The organism is Streptomyces sp. JLSY215 (assembly GCF_059682825.1).
Genome location: NZ_CM185022.1, coordinates 507,456 through 524,002 on the forward strand (window position 1 = coordinate 507,456; position 16,547 = coordinate 524,002).

12 protein-coding genes are annotated in these 16,547 nt (G+C 71.5%); 10 read left to right on the top strand and 2 right to left on the bottom strand.

The genetic code is table 11. The features are described 5' to 3' along the window. Positions 1 to 176: 176 nt before the first annotated feature. From AC5677_RS02380 to AC5677_RS02395, 4 genes are all read left to right on the top strand, one after another. Positions 177 to 1,958 carry a PKD domain-containing protein gene (locus AC5677_RS02380; RefSeq protein ID WP_497193310.1) on the top strand — a complete coding sequence of 594 codons (1,782 nt, stop codon included), beginning with the start codon at positions 177 to 179 and terminating at the stop codon, positions 1,956 to 1,958. A 213-nt stretch (positions 1,959 to 2,171) separates the two neighbouring features. Further along, positions 2,172 to 2,870, top strand: a complete 699-nt coding sequence (locus tag AC5677_RS02385; protein ID WP_497193311.1) for a helix-turn-helix transcriptional regulator — start codon at positions 2,172 to 2,174, stop codon at positions 2,868 to 2,870. 130 nt (positions 2,871 to 3,000) lie between these two features. Next, positions 3,001 to 3,660, top strand: a complete 660-nt coding sequence (locus tag AC5677_RS02390) for a Pvc16 family protein (RefSeq protein WP_497193312.1) — start codon at positions 3,001 to 3,003, stop codon at positions 3,658 to 3,660. Beyond that, positions 3,657 to 5,714: an ATP-binding protein gene (locus AC5677_RS02395; RefSeq protein WP_497193313.1), complete on the top strand. Its 2,058-nt coding sequence runs from the start codon at positions 3,657 to 3,659 to the stop codon at positions 5,712 to 5,714. Before AC5677_RS02390 ends, AC5677_RS02395 begins: the two co-directional genes overlap by 4 nt. A 54-nt stretch (positions 5,715 to 5,768) precedes the next feature. Here AC5677_RS02395 and AC5677_RS02400 read toward each other — a convergent pair whose 3' ends face one another. Together AC5677_RS02400 and AC5677_RS02405 are read right to left on the bottom strand one after the other, a co-directional pair. Continuing rightward, a complete protein-coding gene (locus tag AC5677_RS02400) occupies positions 5,769 to 7,103 on the bottom strand; it encodes an RICIN domain-containing protein (RefSeq protein ID WP_497193314.1) in 1,335 nt (444 codons plus the stop codon). A gap of 221 nt (positions 7,104 to 7,324) precedes the next feature. After that, positions 7,325 to 9,988 carry an AfsR/SARP family transcriptional regulator gene (locus AC5677_RS02405; protein WP_497193315.1) on the bottom strand — a complete coding sequence of 888 codons (2,664 nt, stop codon included), beginning with the start codon at positions 9,986 to 9,988 and terminating at the stop codon, positions 7,325 to 7,327. 358 nt (positions 9,989 to 10,346) lie between these two features. Here AC5677_RS02405 and AC5677_RS02410 point away from each other — a divergent pair, with 358 nt between their 5' ends. The 6 genes from AC5677_RS02410 (at position 10,347) to AC5677_RS02435 (ending at position 16,222) form a co-directional block, all read left to right on the top strand. After that, positions 10,347 to 11,549: a hypothetical protein gene (locus AC5677_RS02410; RefSeq protein ID WP_497193316.1), complete on the top strand. Its 1,203-nt coding sequence runs from the start codon at positions 10,347 to 10,349 to the stop codon at positions 11,547 to 11,549. A gap of 125 nt (positions 11,550 to 11,674) precedes the next feature. Continuing rightward, positions 11,675 to 13,429 (top strand): eCIS core domain-containing protein, encoded by a 1,755-nt coding sequence (locus AC5677_RS02415; protein ID WP_497193317.1) that lies wholly within the window; start codon positions 11,675 to 11,677, stop codon positions 13,427 to 13,429. A gap of 113 nt (positions 13,430 to 13,542) precedes the next feature. Beyond that, complete coding sequence (locus AC5677_RS02420; RefSeq protein WP_497193318.1) at positions 13,543 to 15,120, top strand: phage tail sheath subtilisin-like domain-containing protein; 1,578 nt, start codon at positions 13,543 to 13,545, stop codon at positions 15,118 to 15,120. Positions 15,121 to 15,210: 90 nt separating this feature from the next. Further along, a complete protein-coding gene (locus AC5677_RS02425; RefSeq protein ID WP_361317510.1) occupies positions 15,211 to 15,654 on the top strand; it encodes a phage tail protein in 444 nt (147 codons plus the stop codon). Further along, positions 15,654 to 16,067 (top strand): hypothetical protein, encoded by a 414-nt coding sequence (locus AC5677_RS02430; protein WP_159748103.1) that lies wholly within the window; start codon positions 15,654 to 15,656, stop codon positions 16,065 to 16,067. The genes AC5677_RS02425 and AC5677_RS02430 overlap by 1 nt, the downstream gene beginning before the upstream one ends. Beyond that, positions 16,064 to 16,222 carry a DUF6760 family protein gene (locus AC5677_RS02435; protein WP_208686034.1) on the top strand — a complete coding sequence of 53 codons (159 nt, stop codon included), beginning with the start codon at positions 16,064 to 16,066 and terminating at the stop codon, positions 16,220 to 16,222. The genes AC5677_RS02430 and AC5677_RS02435 overlap by 4 nt, the downstream gene beginning before the upstream one ends. Positions 16,223 to 16,547 lie beyond the last annotated feature (325 nt).

Genomic DNA, 16,547 nt, shown 5'->3' on the forward strand with positions numbered 1-16,547 from the left:
GCTTCACTCAGTACGGGACACCATGCGCGGTCTCCGCCGATCTCCTTACTGCCATGATCCGTATCGATGCGGAATGCAGTCGACTCCGCACGGACGGAAATGACAGCGAAGTCAGGGGTGTTGGCGTGAGATCAGCGTGGTCGCGGTGGCGTGCACGAAGGCGGTCGGGCACCGGCGTGGGCTCCGGGCCGAGCGCACCAGGGGCGGCCCGTCGGTCATCGGCGGCGCGGCGTTTCGCGGCGGTCGGCGCGGCCGCCGCGCTGCTGGGCCAGCTCCTCGGCGGGCTCCCCGCTGCGGCGCAGACCAGTGCCTTACCGGGATCGGCGTTCCCCCTCGTCCTCGACGTGGACCTGACGCCGAATCCGGTGTGCAGTGGACCTGTCCGCGGCCGGGTGCAGGTCTATGACCCGGCCGCGGCGAAGGCCGGAGCCACCGTGGAGTGGCGCATACACGCCGGTGCGGAGCAGCTGGCCGGCGGCCGCCTCCACATGGCCACCCATGTCGGCACGGCGGAGTTCCGCATCCCCTTCGACCGGGTGCCCGTGGCCGAGACGGCCCTACAGGTCGATGCCCGCCTCGCCGCCTCGTCCGACGGTGACGCACCCGGCCGCTACGGGAAGGTCTGGCGGGACACGATCCGCCGCGGGTGCGACCCGGTGCGGGTGGCGTCCGTCGGCGACTCCGTCGTCTGGGGGCAAGGCCTGGACCACGACCAGAAATTTCCCTATCTGACCGGCCAGTTGCTCGGCCGTGAGACCGGCCGGGGCTTTCAGAACCTGGACTACTCGATCTCCGGCGCGGTGCTCGATGCGCCCGGTCTGCCCGCGGGCAACAATGACGCGGCCTGTCTGCACACGACGGAGAAGCAGGACCCGGACGGCGACGGGGAGATGGAATTCGGCGAGGTCACCCAGCAAATGCCGGATGTGTTCTGCCAGTTGGAGAAGGCGGGCGCGCAGGCGCGGGCGGGCGGCTACGGTCTCGATCTGGTCGTGATCAACGGGTGTATCAACGACCTCGACCCCTTCTTCGGTATCGGGGTGGGCATCACTCCCGGCTCGGAAAACCTGCCCAAGGCGGTGAAGCGCGAATGCTCCGGCATCGGCGCGGCAGCGGAGAACCCGGCCAAGGACGTGCCGTACTTCAGCGGCGCGAAGGTCGGATACGGCGGACGCGGCATGCAGGCGGCGATCGAGAAGGCTCATTCCCTGCCGGGCCGGCCGAAGGTGATCGTGGCCGACTTCTACTACGCGCTGAGCCGCAGCAGCTCGCCGATCCCGGTGAAGACCTGTTCGGCCCCGGGAGTGGCCGGGGCGCGGCTGGCCTCCTGCAAGGGCGCCCTCGGCAGCGTGGCCGAACGCTACGAGCAGTACACACAACTGGCCAATGCCGCGTACCACCAGGCGGCGGCCGCCGCCAACGAGGCGTCCGCCGACGGTCCGTACGCGGTTGCGGCCGACGGGCTGTTCACCGTGGACAATGCCCTTCTCACCCGGGATTCCAAGGTCTGGAACACTCCGGTGACCGACCCGGCGTTCCCGCTGCGCACGCGCGCCTGCCCCGAGCTGAGCGCGACTCCTCTGCAGTGCCTGAGTGCGGCCGTCGGTCACCCCGACATCGAGGGCGCCCGGCAGTACGCCGACAATTTCCTCCTCAACCCGAGTGTTCGCGCGTGGTTCCACCTTCCCCGGCAGGGGCCGCGAGCGCGGCTGAACGTTCCGCGAGACGCGCACGTCGGCAGTGAGGTGCCCCTGTCGGTGACGGTGGACGGCAAGCGGCCCGCCGCCGGGTACCGCTACCACTGGTACTTCGGCGACGGTACGCAGCTGGAGACCGGCGAGGCGGCCGTCACCCATGCCTACGACCGCAAGGGTCCCTGGCTGCCACGGCTCGTGATGACCGGCCAGGACGGCGGGAAGGTCCTGGTCGAGGCCTCCCGGGCCATCACCGCGCACTGAACGTTCCGGCCGAGGGGCGGCTGCTCGGGTGGGATCAGGCGCACGGCTTGCGCCTGATCCCGCCGGGGGCGGGTCGCCACAGGTCGCGCTCCCGGCCGACCGCGGGCTCGCCCAAGGCTTCCTTTCCGACGTTGATCATCCGGCAAGCGTCTGTTGATTGGCTTCGCGCACTCTGCGGCCGTCGGTAAAACGGGGGCGAGACGAGGAACATAAGTGCCGGATACACGTGTCACGGTGTCGGTGCACGCTTCCGACCCGCTCAGTCGGGCCGGGGTCGTCAGTCATCTGCAGCACCAGCCCGCCGTCGAGATCGTCCAGGACCCGGGCGTCGCGGCGGCCAGGAGGGCGGAGCAGGCGGAGCGTGGGAGGGAGAAGGAAGGCGATGGGGAGGCGGTCGGGAATGTGGCGATCATGCCCATCGACCAGTTCGACGAGATCGCAGCGACCGAACTGAGAAGGCTCGTACGGGGTGGCGAGCAGCGGGTGGTGCTGATTGCCCGGGATCTGCGCGAGCCGGAGCTGATGGCGGTGGTGGAGTACGGCGTACGGGCCATCCTCTGGCGGCATCAGACCACCCCGCAGCGGCTGTTGCGGGCGGTGCAGAGCGCGGCGCGTGGTGAGGGAGACCTGCCGCCGGACCTGATCAGCAGGCTGCTCACACAGGTGGGGCAGCTGCGGCGATCGGTGGAGACATCGGCCTCCGTGGGGTTCGTACCGACGCTCGGCATGGCGCCGCGCGAGGTCGATGTGCTGCGGCTGATCGCCGAGGGGCTGGACACCCGGCAGATATCCGAGAAGCTCGCCTATTCCGAACGCACCGTCAAGAACATTCTGCACGCCCTGATGACGCGGCTGCAGTTGCACAACCGCGCGCATGCGGTCGCGTACGCGCTGCGAGAGGGATACATCTGATGAGGGCGGAAGCGGGCACGGAGACGGGTGCCGAGGCAACAACAGGTACGGATGCGAGAACAGAGGGCAACGCGGTGACGGAGTGGACGGCGGAAGTTCGGGCGGCGGGTCACCGGGCGGGGGAACGCGCATGATGCACGAGGTCGATGCGGCGATGCGGTCCGTGTTGCGCGGCGGAGTGCTGCCGGACGGCTCCGGGGACATCGCGTTCGAGGCGCCGACCCGCGACTGGGCGGCGCGGCGCAACCAACCGACGCTCAATGCGTATCTGTACGACATACGCGAGGAGGTCGCCCGCCGCGAGCGCGGGGCGATCTCGGAGCGCGACGCCAATGGTGTGGTCGTGCGCAGACGTCAGCCGCCGCGCTGGTTCCGGCTGTCGTACCTGGTCACGGCGTGGACCACCCGCCCGGAGGACGAGCACCGGCTGCTGTCCGCCGCGCTGGGGTGCCTGCTCTCGCACGAGATCCTGCCGACGGCCGCGCTGCCGAACGCGCTCCGCGCGCTGGAGGTGAGCATTCCGCTCACGGTGGCGGTGCCGCCCCCCGAATCCCGCTCGCTCGCCGATATCTGGTCCGCGCTCGGCGGCGAGCTCAAGCCGTCCCTGGACGTGGTGATCACCGTGCCCTTCCCGGTCTCGCCCGCGTACGAGGTGGCGCCGCCGGTCACGGAGGGCGCGGTCGCGGTGGTCCACGGACTCGACGGCGTGCCCGGCGACTCCCGGCCCCGGATGCTCCGGTCCGCTCCCGGTGCCCCGCCGTCCGCGCGGGGCAGCGAGGAGGAACGGTGAGTGGCACGACGGTGATCGAGAGCGCCGGCGGCGCGCTGATCGGCCGGCTGACGGGGCTGCGGGAGCGGGTGGCCGGGCTGGTCGAGCGGCGCAGCGCCGACGATCCGACGGCGTCGGACCCGCTGCGCGGGCTGTATGTGACCCCGGAGACGGCAAGCCGGCTGGCCGCGCGGCCGCCGGTGGCGGGCACGAGCACGTACGCGGACGAGCTGGAGGACCTGGAGGAGCAGGTCTCGGGTGCATGGGGCTCATCGGACCGAACGGCCGCGCTGGCCGCGCGGTTCGGGTTGTCGGCCTTGGATCTGCAGGTCCTCCTTGCCGCGCTCGCGCCCGATGTGGACCGGAGCTTCGAGCCGCTGTACGGGTACCTCAACGACGATGTCGGGCGTCGCCGCGCCACGGTCTGCCTGGCGCTGGACCTCGCGGGCACCGGCCCGCACGAGCCCGCGGCCCGCGCCCGCTTCCACCCCGATGCGCCGCTGCTGACCGGTGGGCTGCTCGTCATCGAGGACGAGGACCGGCCGCTGCCGGGGCGGGCGCTGCGGGTGCCGGAGCGGGTGGTGGCCCATCTGCTGGGGAACGACGGTCTCGATCCGGAACTCAGCGGCGGGGAGGTGGAGTTGTTGCCCGTGGGGCAGCGGACCTCCGCCGGTCGTACGGGCAGCGAGGCCCAGGCGTTCGCCGAGCGGCTCGCCGCGCTCGCGGGCGGGCGGCGGCTCGCCGTACATCTGCGGGAGCGCCGGCCCGGTACCGCCGCCGATCCGGTGACGGACGGGCTGCGGCGAGCCGGTCTGCCCGTGCTGCGGTACCGGCCGGATGGTCACCGCGGTGACGGTGCGGGCCCGGCGGGTGCGCTGCTGCGGGAGGCGCGGCTGCGGCGGGCCGCGGTCGTCGTGGGGCCGCTGCCGGAGCGGCCGCATGCGCTCGTGCGGGCGCTGGCGGGCGGGGACGTGCCGGTGGTCCTCTTCGGCAGCGAGCCGTACGACCCGGGCTGGGCCCCGGATTCGGGGCTGTTCGCGCTGGACGCGCCGGACGACGGAGCGGCGGCGGGCGAGGTCTGGAGCACCGAACTGGGCTCCGTGGACGAGGGCCTGGACCTCGCGGCAGCCGTGGCTCCGTACCGGCTGGGCGCCGCCCAGATCCGGCGGGCGGCCCGCGCGGCGACCGCCCTCGCCGCCTTCGACGGGACGCCGGTGACCGCCGCCCATGTCCAGCACAGCGCGCGCCAGCAGTCCGCACCGCTGCTGGACCGGCACGCCCGGCGGGTACGGCCCGCCGTCGGCTTCGACGGGCTCGTCCTGCCGCCCGAACCGCTGGCGCTGCTGCACGAACTGGTGCAGCGGGCCCGGCATCGGGAGAAGGTGCTGGGCGAGTGGCGGCTGCGCACCGGCGGCGGGCGCGGCCGGGGCGTGGTGGCGCTGTTCGCCGGGGAGTCCGGTACCGGTAAGACGCTGTCCGCCGAGGTCGTGGCCGGCGAACTGGGCCTGGATCTCTATGTGGTGGAGCTGTCCGCGGTGGTGGACAAGTACATCGGGGAGACGGAGAAGAACCTGGAGCGGATCTTCGCCGAGGCCGACCGCACGGACGCCGTGCTGCTCTTCGACGAGGCCGACGCCGTCTTCGGCAAACGCTCGGAGGTCAAGAGCTCGCACGACCGGTACGCGAATCTGGAGAGCGCGTATCTGCTGCAGCGGCTGGAGGCGTTCGACGGGATCGCCGTCCTGACCACCAATCTGCGCGCCAACATCGACGAGGCGTTCACCCGTCGGCTGGACCTGGTGGTCGATTTCCCGTTCCCGGACGCCGGGCAGCGGATCGCCTTGTGGCGTTCCTGCCTTGCGGCCACGCCCTGCGCGGACGACCTGGGCCTCGATGTCTGCGCCGACGAGTTCGAGCTGTCCGGCGGGGCGATCCGGTCGGCCGCGGTGACCGCGGGCTATCTGGCGGCCGGGCGCGGCGGGCCGGTGACGGCGGCGGATGTGCGGGCCGGGGCGCGGCGCGAGTACCGCAAGATGGGGCGGCTGGTGCCGGACGCGTCGCCGTTGTGGGACTGAATCTCCTGGTGTGACCGGGGCCGGCCGATGTTCTTCGGCCGGCCCCGGCCGCTCTCACGGTCCTTCGGCGATCTTCCAGTCCTGCACGTCATCGGGCCCGTCGGAGCACTTCCAGGACAGCGAGCCCTTGTCGTTCTGGGCGTCGGTCAGGCATTCCTGGTTGCGCATGTTGACGATGCGGGTGCGGCCATTGCCCGCGTCCACCAGGCGCCACTTCATCTGGGGCGGCAGCTGGCCCGACTTGAGCTGTTCGGGGTCGGCCTTCCAGAGCTCGACCTCGTTGGTGTTCTCCTTCAGCTGGGCGACGCTGCCCGGTGCGCTGGCCGGCTCCAGGGCGACCGTGTTGTCCTCCGGGTAGTGGTGGATGATCCACCACTGATTGCGGCCGAACTGGTCGTCCGTCCACTGGAGGCTCTGGCCGATCTGCGTGCCGTCCGCCTGACTGCCCTGGTTGGCCTGGAGGTACCAGCCGCCGTTGGCGTTGGACCGGATGGTCTGCTCCTTCGGGCCCTCGTCCTTGGGGGGCTGCGGAGTCTCCTTCTGCGGCTCCTCGGGCTTCTCGGACTGCTGCGCCGGCGGTGGCGGCGGCGTGGGCGGCTTCTGCTGCTCCGGGAGTTTGCGGGCGACGCCGGGCTTCTCCTGCGCGCTCGACGTCAGCTTGGGATCCGCTTTGAGCCACAGCACCACGAAGGCCAGCAGCGCCGCGAAGAGCAGTGAGAGCACCGCCATCGCCCAGCGCGGCAGCACGGAAGGCTGGATATAGGTGCCGCGCAGCTCGGTCGGCTCCGGCGCTCCGGCCCGCAGCACGGAGACCGTGAAGGGGTGCTTGGTGGTTCCGCCGATCCAACTCACCGCGCCGGGACGGATGTTGAGATTCCCGAAGGCCGCGCGGCCCGGAGCGGCCTGGACCGATGTCGGATCGGGCTCGACGGTGAGGGCGTCGCCGTTCTCCCGGCCGGAGAAGGAGACCGTCAGCGGCTGGTTGCCGAGGTTGTCGACGGCGACCGCCGCTTTGGCCCGCCATCGGCCGCGTACGGCCAACGGCACCAGCTCACAGCGGAGCTCGGCGAACGGCCCCACCGTGATCTGTCCCTCGACGACATCGCGGATCTCGGGGTGCTCCGCCGGCTCGACGCGAATGCCGAAGGGCGTGGGACCGGCCACGGCGTCCGGCGTACGCGGGGGCGCGAACTCGACCTCCGCCGTGCCCTCGGCACCGGGATAGAGCCGCAGCACGTCCGGCTCCACCCGTGTCCAGCCCGCCGCGGCGCCGACCGGTTGCAGCCGGTACTCCTCAACGGTGTCGCCCGTGTTGCGTACCCGCAGCCTTACCCTCGCGACGGAACCCGGGTCGACGGATATCGCGGCCGGTTCCAGTGAAGTCCACATGCTCACCTGTGCAGTCAACCGGCGGTACCGGTCCCGGGTCAGCGTGCGTAAGGGCAGAGCCGGGGGCAGAGCCGGATGTCCTTATGGCTCCTTACGGCTCCTTACGGCTCCGGGCGCTTCCGTGGGCAGCCGGCTCGGCGGCGCGGGCCGCTGGTCGCAGCCGCCCGGCAGCTGCTCCGCGCAGCGTCCTCTCCGTCGCCACCGCGGGGCGGTCCCCATTGTCATCCCCGCAGGCTAAAGCCGCTTCCGTCATCTCCGGTGGTACGGAGGTGCCACCTCATGGGCACCGGCTGGTGCTCTTCCGGCTGCCCCTGGGGTGGGCCCCTGGACCGGTTCCTGCCCCGCGGGTACCCGCAGCGGATGCCGGGACGGATCCCGGAGCCGGTCCCGGCGGGGGTCCCTGCCCGGATACGGAATCCGAAGCAGGAGGGGTTCCCGGGGCGGATCCGGGAACGGCGCCTGCGCCGTGTCCGGTGGCAGCCGGGCTTCGTTCGGCGCTTCGGCGCGCCCCGCCGTCCCCACAAGAGGTGCAGGACCCGCTCCATGGCCTCGTCGTCGCCGTGCAGCCGGGCGCTTTCCACGGCGCGGTGAACAAGGGGTTCGAGCTCGCGGTGGCGCGCGCCGCCGCTGAGCGCATGCGACCACGCGGTGAGGAGATCCACGGCGGACCCCAGCAGTCCGGGGGCCGTGTCCAGGGCCCGTTCCACCGCCGCGTACAGCCGCGGGTGCGCGAGGTGCAGCCACTCGCGCGCACCGTCGGCATCCGCGTGCGTCCGGCCCGGGGAGTCCGGGCCGTGCGGCTGGTCGGACGGGATGCCGTGCGGCCGGATCAGCCGCACCGCGTTCTGGACGGTGGCCAGCAGATAGCCGAAGAAACGATGCTGCGCTGCCGCTCGCTCCCCCGGGCTGTCGAGCCGCTCGCCCAGCCGCCGGGCGAAGAGGCCGACCAGCTCGTGGTACCGGTAGTCGTCGTCGCCGTACAGCTCCACGAGTCCGGCATCGACCAGCGCCTCGACCGCCGTCTCCGCCTCGTCCTCGGTGGTGTCCAGCACCGCGGCCGCGGCGCCCCGGCAGAAGGCCGGCACACCGCACAGGGCGAAGGCCCGGAAGGCGCGCGCGAGGCCGGGCCCGAGCGCCTCGTAGTCGGCCCGGAAGACCGCCTCCACTCCCAGGTCGCCCGCCCGCAGCTCGTCCAGCCGCCGTTCACCGCTCAGCCGGGCGACGAGGTCGGCCATGGACCGGCCCGGCCGGGATGCCAGGCGGGCGGCGGCGATGCGCACGGCGAGCGGCAACCCGCCACAGGCGGCGACCAGTTCGCGCGCGGCACCCGGCTCGGCGGCCGTCCGCTCCGCCCCCAGCATCGCACCGAGCAGCCCCAGCGCCTCCGCCTCGTCCATCGCCTCCACATCGATGCGGTGGGCACCGGGCAGCGCGAGCGTCCGCCCACGGGTGGTGACCAGCACCGCGCATCCGGGCGCCCCGGGCAGCAGCGGTCGCACCTGGGCACCGTCGCGGGCGTTGTCGAGCAGTACGAGGACCCCGCGGTCGGCGACCAGCGAGCGGTACAGGGCGGCCTTCTGCTCCACGCCCTCCGGTACGGCGCCCTCCGCGACGCCCAGGGCGCGCAGGAAGTGCGTCAGCACGGCGCTGCTGTCGGCCGGTTCCGATCCGGTGCCCCGCAGGTCCACATACAACTGCCCGTCGGGGAAACCCGCCCGCACGGCATGCGCGACATGGACGGCCAGCGCCGTCTTGCCGACCCCGCCGAGCCCGTTGAGCGTGGCCACCACCGGTGCCCGTCCGCCGGCCGCCCCACGCAACGCCGTGACCAGGTACGCGACGATCTCCGCGCGCCCGGTGAAATCGGCGATGCCGGGCGGCAGCTGAGCCGGTACGGGCGGCGGTGTGACGAGGCGCGAGGCGTCCCCGGCAGGGCGGGGCCGGCGGTCGGGGCCCTCACCCGCACGGACCCGGGCGGGGCGGGCCCGATCGCCGGCGGGGCCGGCAGCGGAGCCGGGCCTCGGACCGGGATCGGGCCGCCCGCCGCCGCCCGGCTGCGCACGCAGCTCCGTGTACAAGGCACGGAGTTCCCTGCCGGGCTCGGCGCCGAGTTCGGCGGCGAGGATACGGCGGGTGGCCGCGTACACGGCAAGGGCCTCTGCCTGGCGTCCCGCGTGGTGCAGGGCGCGCATCAGCAGGGCCTGCGCCCGTTCGCGCAGCGGATGTTCGGCGGCGAAGGTGCGCAGTGCGGCGATCGAGTCGGAGACCGAGCCGGTGTGCCCGCCCCTCTCCACCAGGCAGTCGAAGAGTTCCTCCCGAGCGGTGACGCACAGTTCGGTGAGCCGGTCGCGCTGCCGCTGTGCGTAGGGACCGGGCAGCGCGGCCAGCGCGACGCCCTCCGGAAGCGCGAGCGCACCCCGCAGCTGCTCGTACGCGCCCGCCGTGTCGCCCGCCTCCCGCAACCGGCGCGCCCTGACCAGCCGCGCCTCGAAGCCGGCCGCGTCCAGTGCCTCGGCGGGCACCCGTAGCGCATAGCCGCCGCCGAAGGAAACCAGCAGGCGGGCGCGCTGCCGCGGCTTGCGTTCCGGCTCCAGCAGACCGCGCAGCCGGGAGGCGTAGGTCCGCAGGGTGCCCACCGCTCGCGGCGGCGGCCGGTCGCCCCACAGCGCGTCCACCAGCTGCGGTACGGAGACGGGCCGGCCCGCATGCAACAGCAGCACCGCCAGCATGGCGCGCTGCTGCGGCGGGCCGAGGTCCAGCGGACGGTCCCCCCTCCAGGCCCGCACCGGGCCGAGCAGCTGGAACCGCAACCCGTCCCCCTGGTGCGGGCTGCTCGCCGCCTCCGTGCCCTCAGGCTCGTCCGGAACGTCCGGATCGCCGCGCACTGTCTGCTCGCTCCTCTGCCGCCGTCGACCTGCAACGCCGCCCCTCGGACCTGCGTTGATGCACACGCTGTATCGAACGTAACTCAGCGCACGGACTCCGATTCCCTTAGAAAGTCCGATACTGAACCAACGGCTGAACCCCCCGATTTCTCCGCCCCCCAGGGCGTCCCGCCGGTGCGCACGGGCGCTTCGCCGGTCCTCGCCGACACTTTCCGGTGTTCGACAGGGCAACGGTCCTGCCCGTTCGGCCCCCCTTCCGCCTCTGGAGGTGTTTTCCGCTGCGGCTGAAAATCGGCGGTGGGACCGCTCACGGCGGACCACGGACCAACGAACCACCGGCCGCCAGAACGGAGCCACCGTGCACGCACACGAACGGCGGGCCACGGGAGGGGAATCGGCGCCGCGGACCGCGATCCGCGGTCCCGAACGCCCCCGCACGCCCGCCTCAGCCCTGTCCACCCACCGGTCGCAGGCGCTACGTACCCTCCAACGGACCGCGGGCAATGCCGCGGTCGCCCGCGCGCTGGCCCCCGCGGCGGAGAGCGCGAAGGCCTCGGAGCATCTGCAGCGGTACGCGGAGGAGGAGGCCACCCACGGCTTCGACAAGGTCTCCGCGCAGGGCGGCATCGCCATCCGGGGCCGCTACGAGGCGTACGCCGACGCGGACCTGATCGCCGACGCCGCGCACCGCCTCGACGCGCAGGACCATGTGCCGATCACCCTGGAGCGCGGGGCGGCGGTGCGGGCCGGTGAGCGCACCCTGTACCGGGTGCTGCCCGTGTACAAGGACGCGGCCAGGGCCGCGGCCGCCGTACGCGCCGCCGGCCGCGGCCCGGAAGGGGCCGGTCATGAGCCCGTACGCGGGGACACCGCGGCGCAGCGCGACGACAAGCGTGCCGCATACCTGCGGTCCCTGACCGACCCACCGCAAGTCCGGCAGCTCGTCGCGCTCACCCGGCGCATCGTGGCGGCGCTCCAGGCGCGGGCCGAACCGCGGAGCTCCACCGTCGACGGTCTGCGGTCCGAAGCGATGACGCTGGCGATGACCACGATGGGCGGGGGCTGGGTCGCCACACACTTCCCCTACCCCGAACGGGCCGGCCGGGAGGGCCTGACCGACCTCGCCGTCATCATGCCGCGTCTGACCTCCGACTTCCTCGCCGGACTCCCCGCCGTCGAGAACCAGGAGGCCCAGGTGCACGAGCTGCTCATCGCCCTCCCCAATGACTGCAAGGCTGCGGCCGCCCAGCTCATCGGCACTCCGCCGGACGGCGGCCTCAGCGTGCGGCGTGACGCACCCGCCGTCGGTGAGAACCACTTCGTCGACCTGACCGGAGCGGCCGCGGACGGCTGGGCGAACCACTTCGCCGCCGTCATCCTGCGCGACGGTTCCGACAGCCTCACGTACGAGACGGCCGCCGACCGCGGCAGCGCGGTTCAGCACGGCAAGTCCCTCGGTTACTTCGGGCTGTACGGCCGGGCCGGGACCGACCGGTCCTTCGACACGGTCATCCGCGCCCAGAACCAGGCCTACGCGGAGCGGTCGGCGCCCCCGGCGTGACCGAACGGGCAGCGCGCGCTGCCCCCGACGGCGCCCGTTCGTCTCTACAGCCCGGCCCGCCCGTCGGCCAGGGTTGAGAGCGTAGGGAGCAGAAACGGCAACAGTGGTGACGGGGGAGGGACGACGTGCGGGTACAGGACCGGCAGCCCGGCTCGGGCAGCGACCGCTTGGGGGCGGCGCACGCCGGCCGTACGGCGTCCTCCCCCGCGTCCGACGCCGCCCACCGGGCAGCGGCCGGCGAGGCGGAGCGCCTCACCCCCGAGGCGGCCGCCGCCCTGCAACGGGCCGTGGGCAACGCGGCGTTCTCCGCCGTCCTCGCCGGCCAGGAGCGGCACCGGCACAGCGCGGGCTGCGGACACGCCGCATCCCCCACCGTGCAGCGCTCGCCCGTCCAAGACGTCCTGCGCACACCCGGCCGCCCGCTCGACGAGCCGGTCCGCACCGACATGGAGACCCGCCTCGGCGCGGATTTCTCCGATGTACGGGTGCACACCGACGCGTCCGCCCATGAGTCGGCCGAGTCCGTCGATGCCCATGCGTACACCTCCGGTTCGCACATCGTCTTCCAGCGCGGCCGCTACGACACGTCCTCCGCGGCGGGCCGCCATGTGCTCGCGCACGAACTGACCCACGTCATCCAGCAGCGCAACGGCCCGGTCGCGGGCACGGACCGCGGCGACGGGACGCGGGTGAGCGATCCGTCCGACCGGTTCGAGCGGGAGGCGGAGGCGCATGCGAGCCGGGTGCTGTCCGCGGACGTGCAACGGGCAGATGCGCAACGGACGGATGGGCAACGGACGGCCGGCACCGCGTACGCCCCGGACCACGGCGCTGGCACCGGGCAGCGTCCCGTGCAGCGCACGTTCAAAATGGCGAACAAGACCATCACGGCCGCTGAAGACGTCCTCCCCCTCGACTCCCTCTTCGCCAAGGGCAAGGCCCACCATGCCCGGTGGACCGCCGAGTTCAAGCAAGAGGTCCGGGCCGAAATCATCAAGATGGCGAGCGATGAGCAGGACTTCGATCGGTTCTCGTCGTACAAAGACCTCTTGGATGCCGCCGAAAGGCGGATTCACCGGACGGCGGCGGCCGGCCTTCCTCCGGTGGTTCCCACCGCCGTCAAGACCGGTTCGTTCCATCCGGATCACATGGAAGTGGACCTCCCGGAAAGCGAGCAGATCGATCGCCTCGCCACGGTCCGCCGGCGGCTTTCCCTGCGCGGGACGGAACAGCACCTCGAGGGGTTCCGCAACCGCCAGGAGATGGTGAAACCGTTCAGGCACAAGCCGACCGGAGAGACCTACTCCATCGGCCACACCGGAAACTTCGTCCTGGGCGGGCCCCAGGAAGGCGAGTACGACGCACTCTTCGAACGCACCCGGAACAGCACCGGCCTGTCCGATGCGGAACTCGCCAAGCACTTCATCCGGGCCCTGACCGAGCCGGGATACGACTTCGACGGAGTGAGCGAGAACGGCCGTAAGTACTGCGCGAAGGTGGTCGCCATCATCCAGGGCGCCGAGTTCCGCCGTGCCGCGGCCAACCCGACCGTGGCGATCGCCGCCTTCAACCAGGTCGTCACCGGCGCGGCCGGCACGCTGCACGAGGCACTCGGCGGCTGTGCCGTCTTCGCCAAGGCCAAGGGGAACGCCGCCACCGGCGGCTCCAAGGACTCGCAATTCCACCGTGACACGGATGTGGACCAGGAAGACGCGGACTTCAAGAAGCGGGCGGTCAATGAGTACCGGTCACTCGCTCAGCTGGTCTCCGCCAACGGCTTCGACCCGAACGACGAGGAGGAGTTCTACAAGGGGTGCGAAAGGATCGCAGCCACCTCGATGAGCTCCTTCGCCGCCACCTTCGAGTACGAAATGCCCTGAGCCTCATCACCGTCGATTCGGTGCGTACGGCGGCTATTACGGCGGTCATCGCCACCGCGGCGCACGAGAAACAACCGAGCAGACCAGTTCGCATATCCAGGGAGTAACGGAACATGCCCACCTATCTGTCCCCCGGCGTCTACGTCGAGGAAGTCGCCAGTGGATCGCGGCCCATTGAAGGGGTCGGAACGTCGGTGGCGGCCTTTGTCGGGCTCGCTCCCACCGGTCCGCTCAATGAGCCGACGCTGGTGACGAACTGGTCCCAGTACGTGGCCGCTTTCGGGGAATTCACCGACGGCTACTACCTCGCGCACTCCGTGTACGGGTTCTTCAACAACGGGGGCACGGCCGCGTACGTCGTGCGGGTGGGCGGCTCCGGCGATGCCGAGTCCCAGGCCGCCGCGGCCCCTGAGGCGCCCCGGGCGCTGACGGCCGGGGAGCCGACCGCGCTCGGGACGTTCAAGGTCGCGGCGATCGCGGCCGGTTCCACCAACGGCGGGGCGCTCACCGTCGAGGTGCAGGACGTCGAGGGCGAGGGCAATGCCGACCGGTTCAAGCTGGTCGTCAAGGACGGCGACCGGGTCGTCGAGAGTTTCGACGTCAGCGCGAAGAAGAGCTCGCGCAACTATGTCGTCGCACAGGTGAAGCAGCGCTCCAAGGCGATCGCCATCGAAGAGGCCGCCCCGGCCGCGCAGCTGACCAAGCCGGACGCGCAGAGCATCACGCTGGCCCCGCCCACCCTGGCGCCCGCGGCCCCCGCCGGGAACGGCGCGGTCGAGCAGATCGCCTCCGGCCAGTTCATCGGCGACTCCGCCGACCGCACCGGCTTCGGCGGCCTGGAGGCCCTCGACGAGGTCAACATGGTCGCCGTTCCCGACCTGATGGCCGCCTACCAGCAGGGCCTGATCGACCTGGAGCAGGTCAAGGCCGTCCAGCTGGGCCTGATCGCGCACTGCGAGCTGATGGGCGACCGGATGGCGGTCCTGGACCCGCCGCCGGCGCTCAACGCGCGCGACATCCGTAAGTGGCGCCAGGAGATCGCGGGCTACGACTCCCGCTACGCCGCGCTCTACTACCCGTGGATCAAGGCCTTCGACCCGGCCACCGGCCAGACCCGCACCATCCCGCCGTCCGGGCACATGGCCGGCGTGTGGGCCCGTAACGACTCCGAGCGCGGCGTCCACAAGGCTCCGGCCAACGAGATCGTCCGCGGTGCCGTCGACCTGGAGCTCCAGATCACCCGCGGTGAGCAGGACCTGCTCAACCCGATCGGCGTCAACTGCATCCGGGCCTTCCCCGGACGCGGAATCCGGGTGTGGGGCGCGCGGACCCTGGCGTCCGATCCGGCCTGGCGCTACCTGAACGTCCGGCGTTACTTCAACTACCTGGAGGAGTCGATTCTCATCGGCACCCAGTGGGTGGTGTTCGAGCCGAACGACCAGGCGCTGTGGGCCCGGATCCGCCGCAACATCTCGGCGTTCCTGGTGAACGAGTGGCGCTCCGGCGCGTTGTTCGGGCAGCGGCCCGAGGACGCGTTCTATGTGAAATGTGACGCGGAGACCAACCCCGTCGAGTCCGTCGACGTGGGACGGGTCGTGTGCGAGATCGGTATCGCGCCGGTCAAGCCCGCCGAATTCGTGGTCTTCCGGCTGGCCCAGTTCTCGGGCGGCGGCGGGGAGTTGGAGGAGTAGGCAGTCGCAGCACATCTCATCGCCTCCGGCCCGTATCCCTCCTTTCCTTTCTCCGTCACCTTTCTCTTTCCCCAACAGGAGTGAACCACCTTGTCCCTTCAGCCCGGTGATGCCCTCACCTCACACAACTTCGGCCTGCAGATCGACGGCGTGATGGTCGAATATCTCCAGGAGGTCAGCGGTCTGACCATGGAGCAGGACGTCATCGAGTACCAGCAGGTCTCGGCGGACGGAAAGCCCGTCGTGAAGAAGATGCCCGGTACGAAGAAGGCCGGCGAATGCACGGTCACCCGCGGTATGACGCAGAGCGGTGCGTTCACCGAGTGGATCAACAAGTCCATCGCGGGCGATATGGGTTCGGCCCGGAAGAACGCCACGATCATGATGATGGACTACCAGAACAACCCGGTGAAGCGTTACAACATGCGCAATGCCTGGTGCAGCAAGGTCGAGACCAGCGGGGTCAAGGCGGGCGACGCCGCCGCGTTGACCGAGCAGGTCACCATCGTCTTCGAAGAGCTGGTCATCGAGTAATGCGACGCGAAGGCCCGGCGGGGGCGCAGCAGCAACGCGAGCCACTGCGTACGGAATTCGAGTTCGAGTTGCCGCGCGGATTCGTGGACGAGTCCGGGACCGTACACCGAAACGGTGCCATGCGGCTCGCGACGGCACGGGACGAACTGATCCCGCTGCGGGATGTGCGCGTGCGCGAGAACCCGGCGTATCTGTCGGTCGTGCTGCTGGGCCGGGTCATCACCCGGCTCGGGACGCTCGCAACCGTGCACGACGGGACGGTGGAGAACATGTTCGCCTCCGATCTGGCCTTTCTGCAGGACTTCTACCGGCAGATCAATGCGGAGGGGCACACGCGCGCGGCGGTGTCCTGCCCGCACTGCGAGGAGCCCTTCGAAGTGGAACTGGCCGGGAGCCGCCTGGGGGAATCGTGACGTACGCGACCGGGCGTATCGAGGAGGAAGTCGCCTATCTCGCCTACCACTTCCACTGGGGCATCGACGACATCCTCGACCTCGAACACGCCGACCGGCGCGCGTACGTGTCACAGATCGCCACCTTGGTGGAGCGGGCTGAACGGGAGCAGTGACTGAGGATGGGGTTGTTCAGGTGGCGACGGGGGTCGCGGAGTGCCGAGGGAACGCAGCGTGCGCATGACCCTGAGGTCGGGGCGGCTGCGGATTCCTCTGCCGGGAACGCGGAGGGTGGCGGCGGAGGCGGCTGGTCCGCCGCGCCCCCCATCCAGCGGGTCCTGGGGGCGCCGCGCACCGTCGCGGAGGCCGGCTTCGCCGCGTCGCTGAGCGCGCACCGCAACCCCTCCTTCGGAGGGGAGCTGGGGCATGACGTCCGTGCCACGGCACCCGGTGGTGTGGTGCGCGATGCGCTGGTGCCCGTCGCCGGCCGCCCCGCCGACC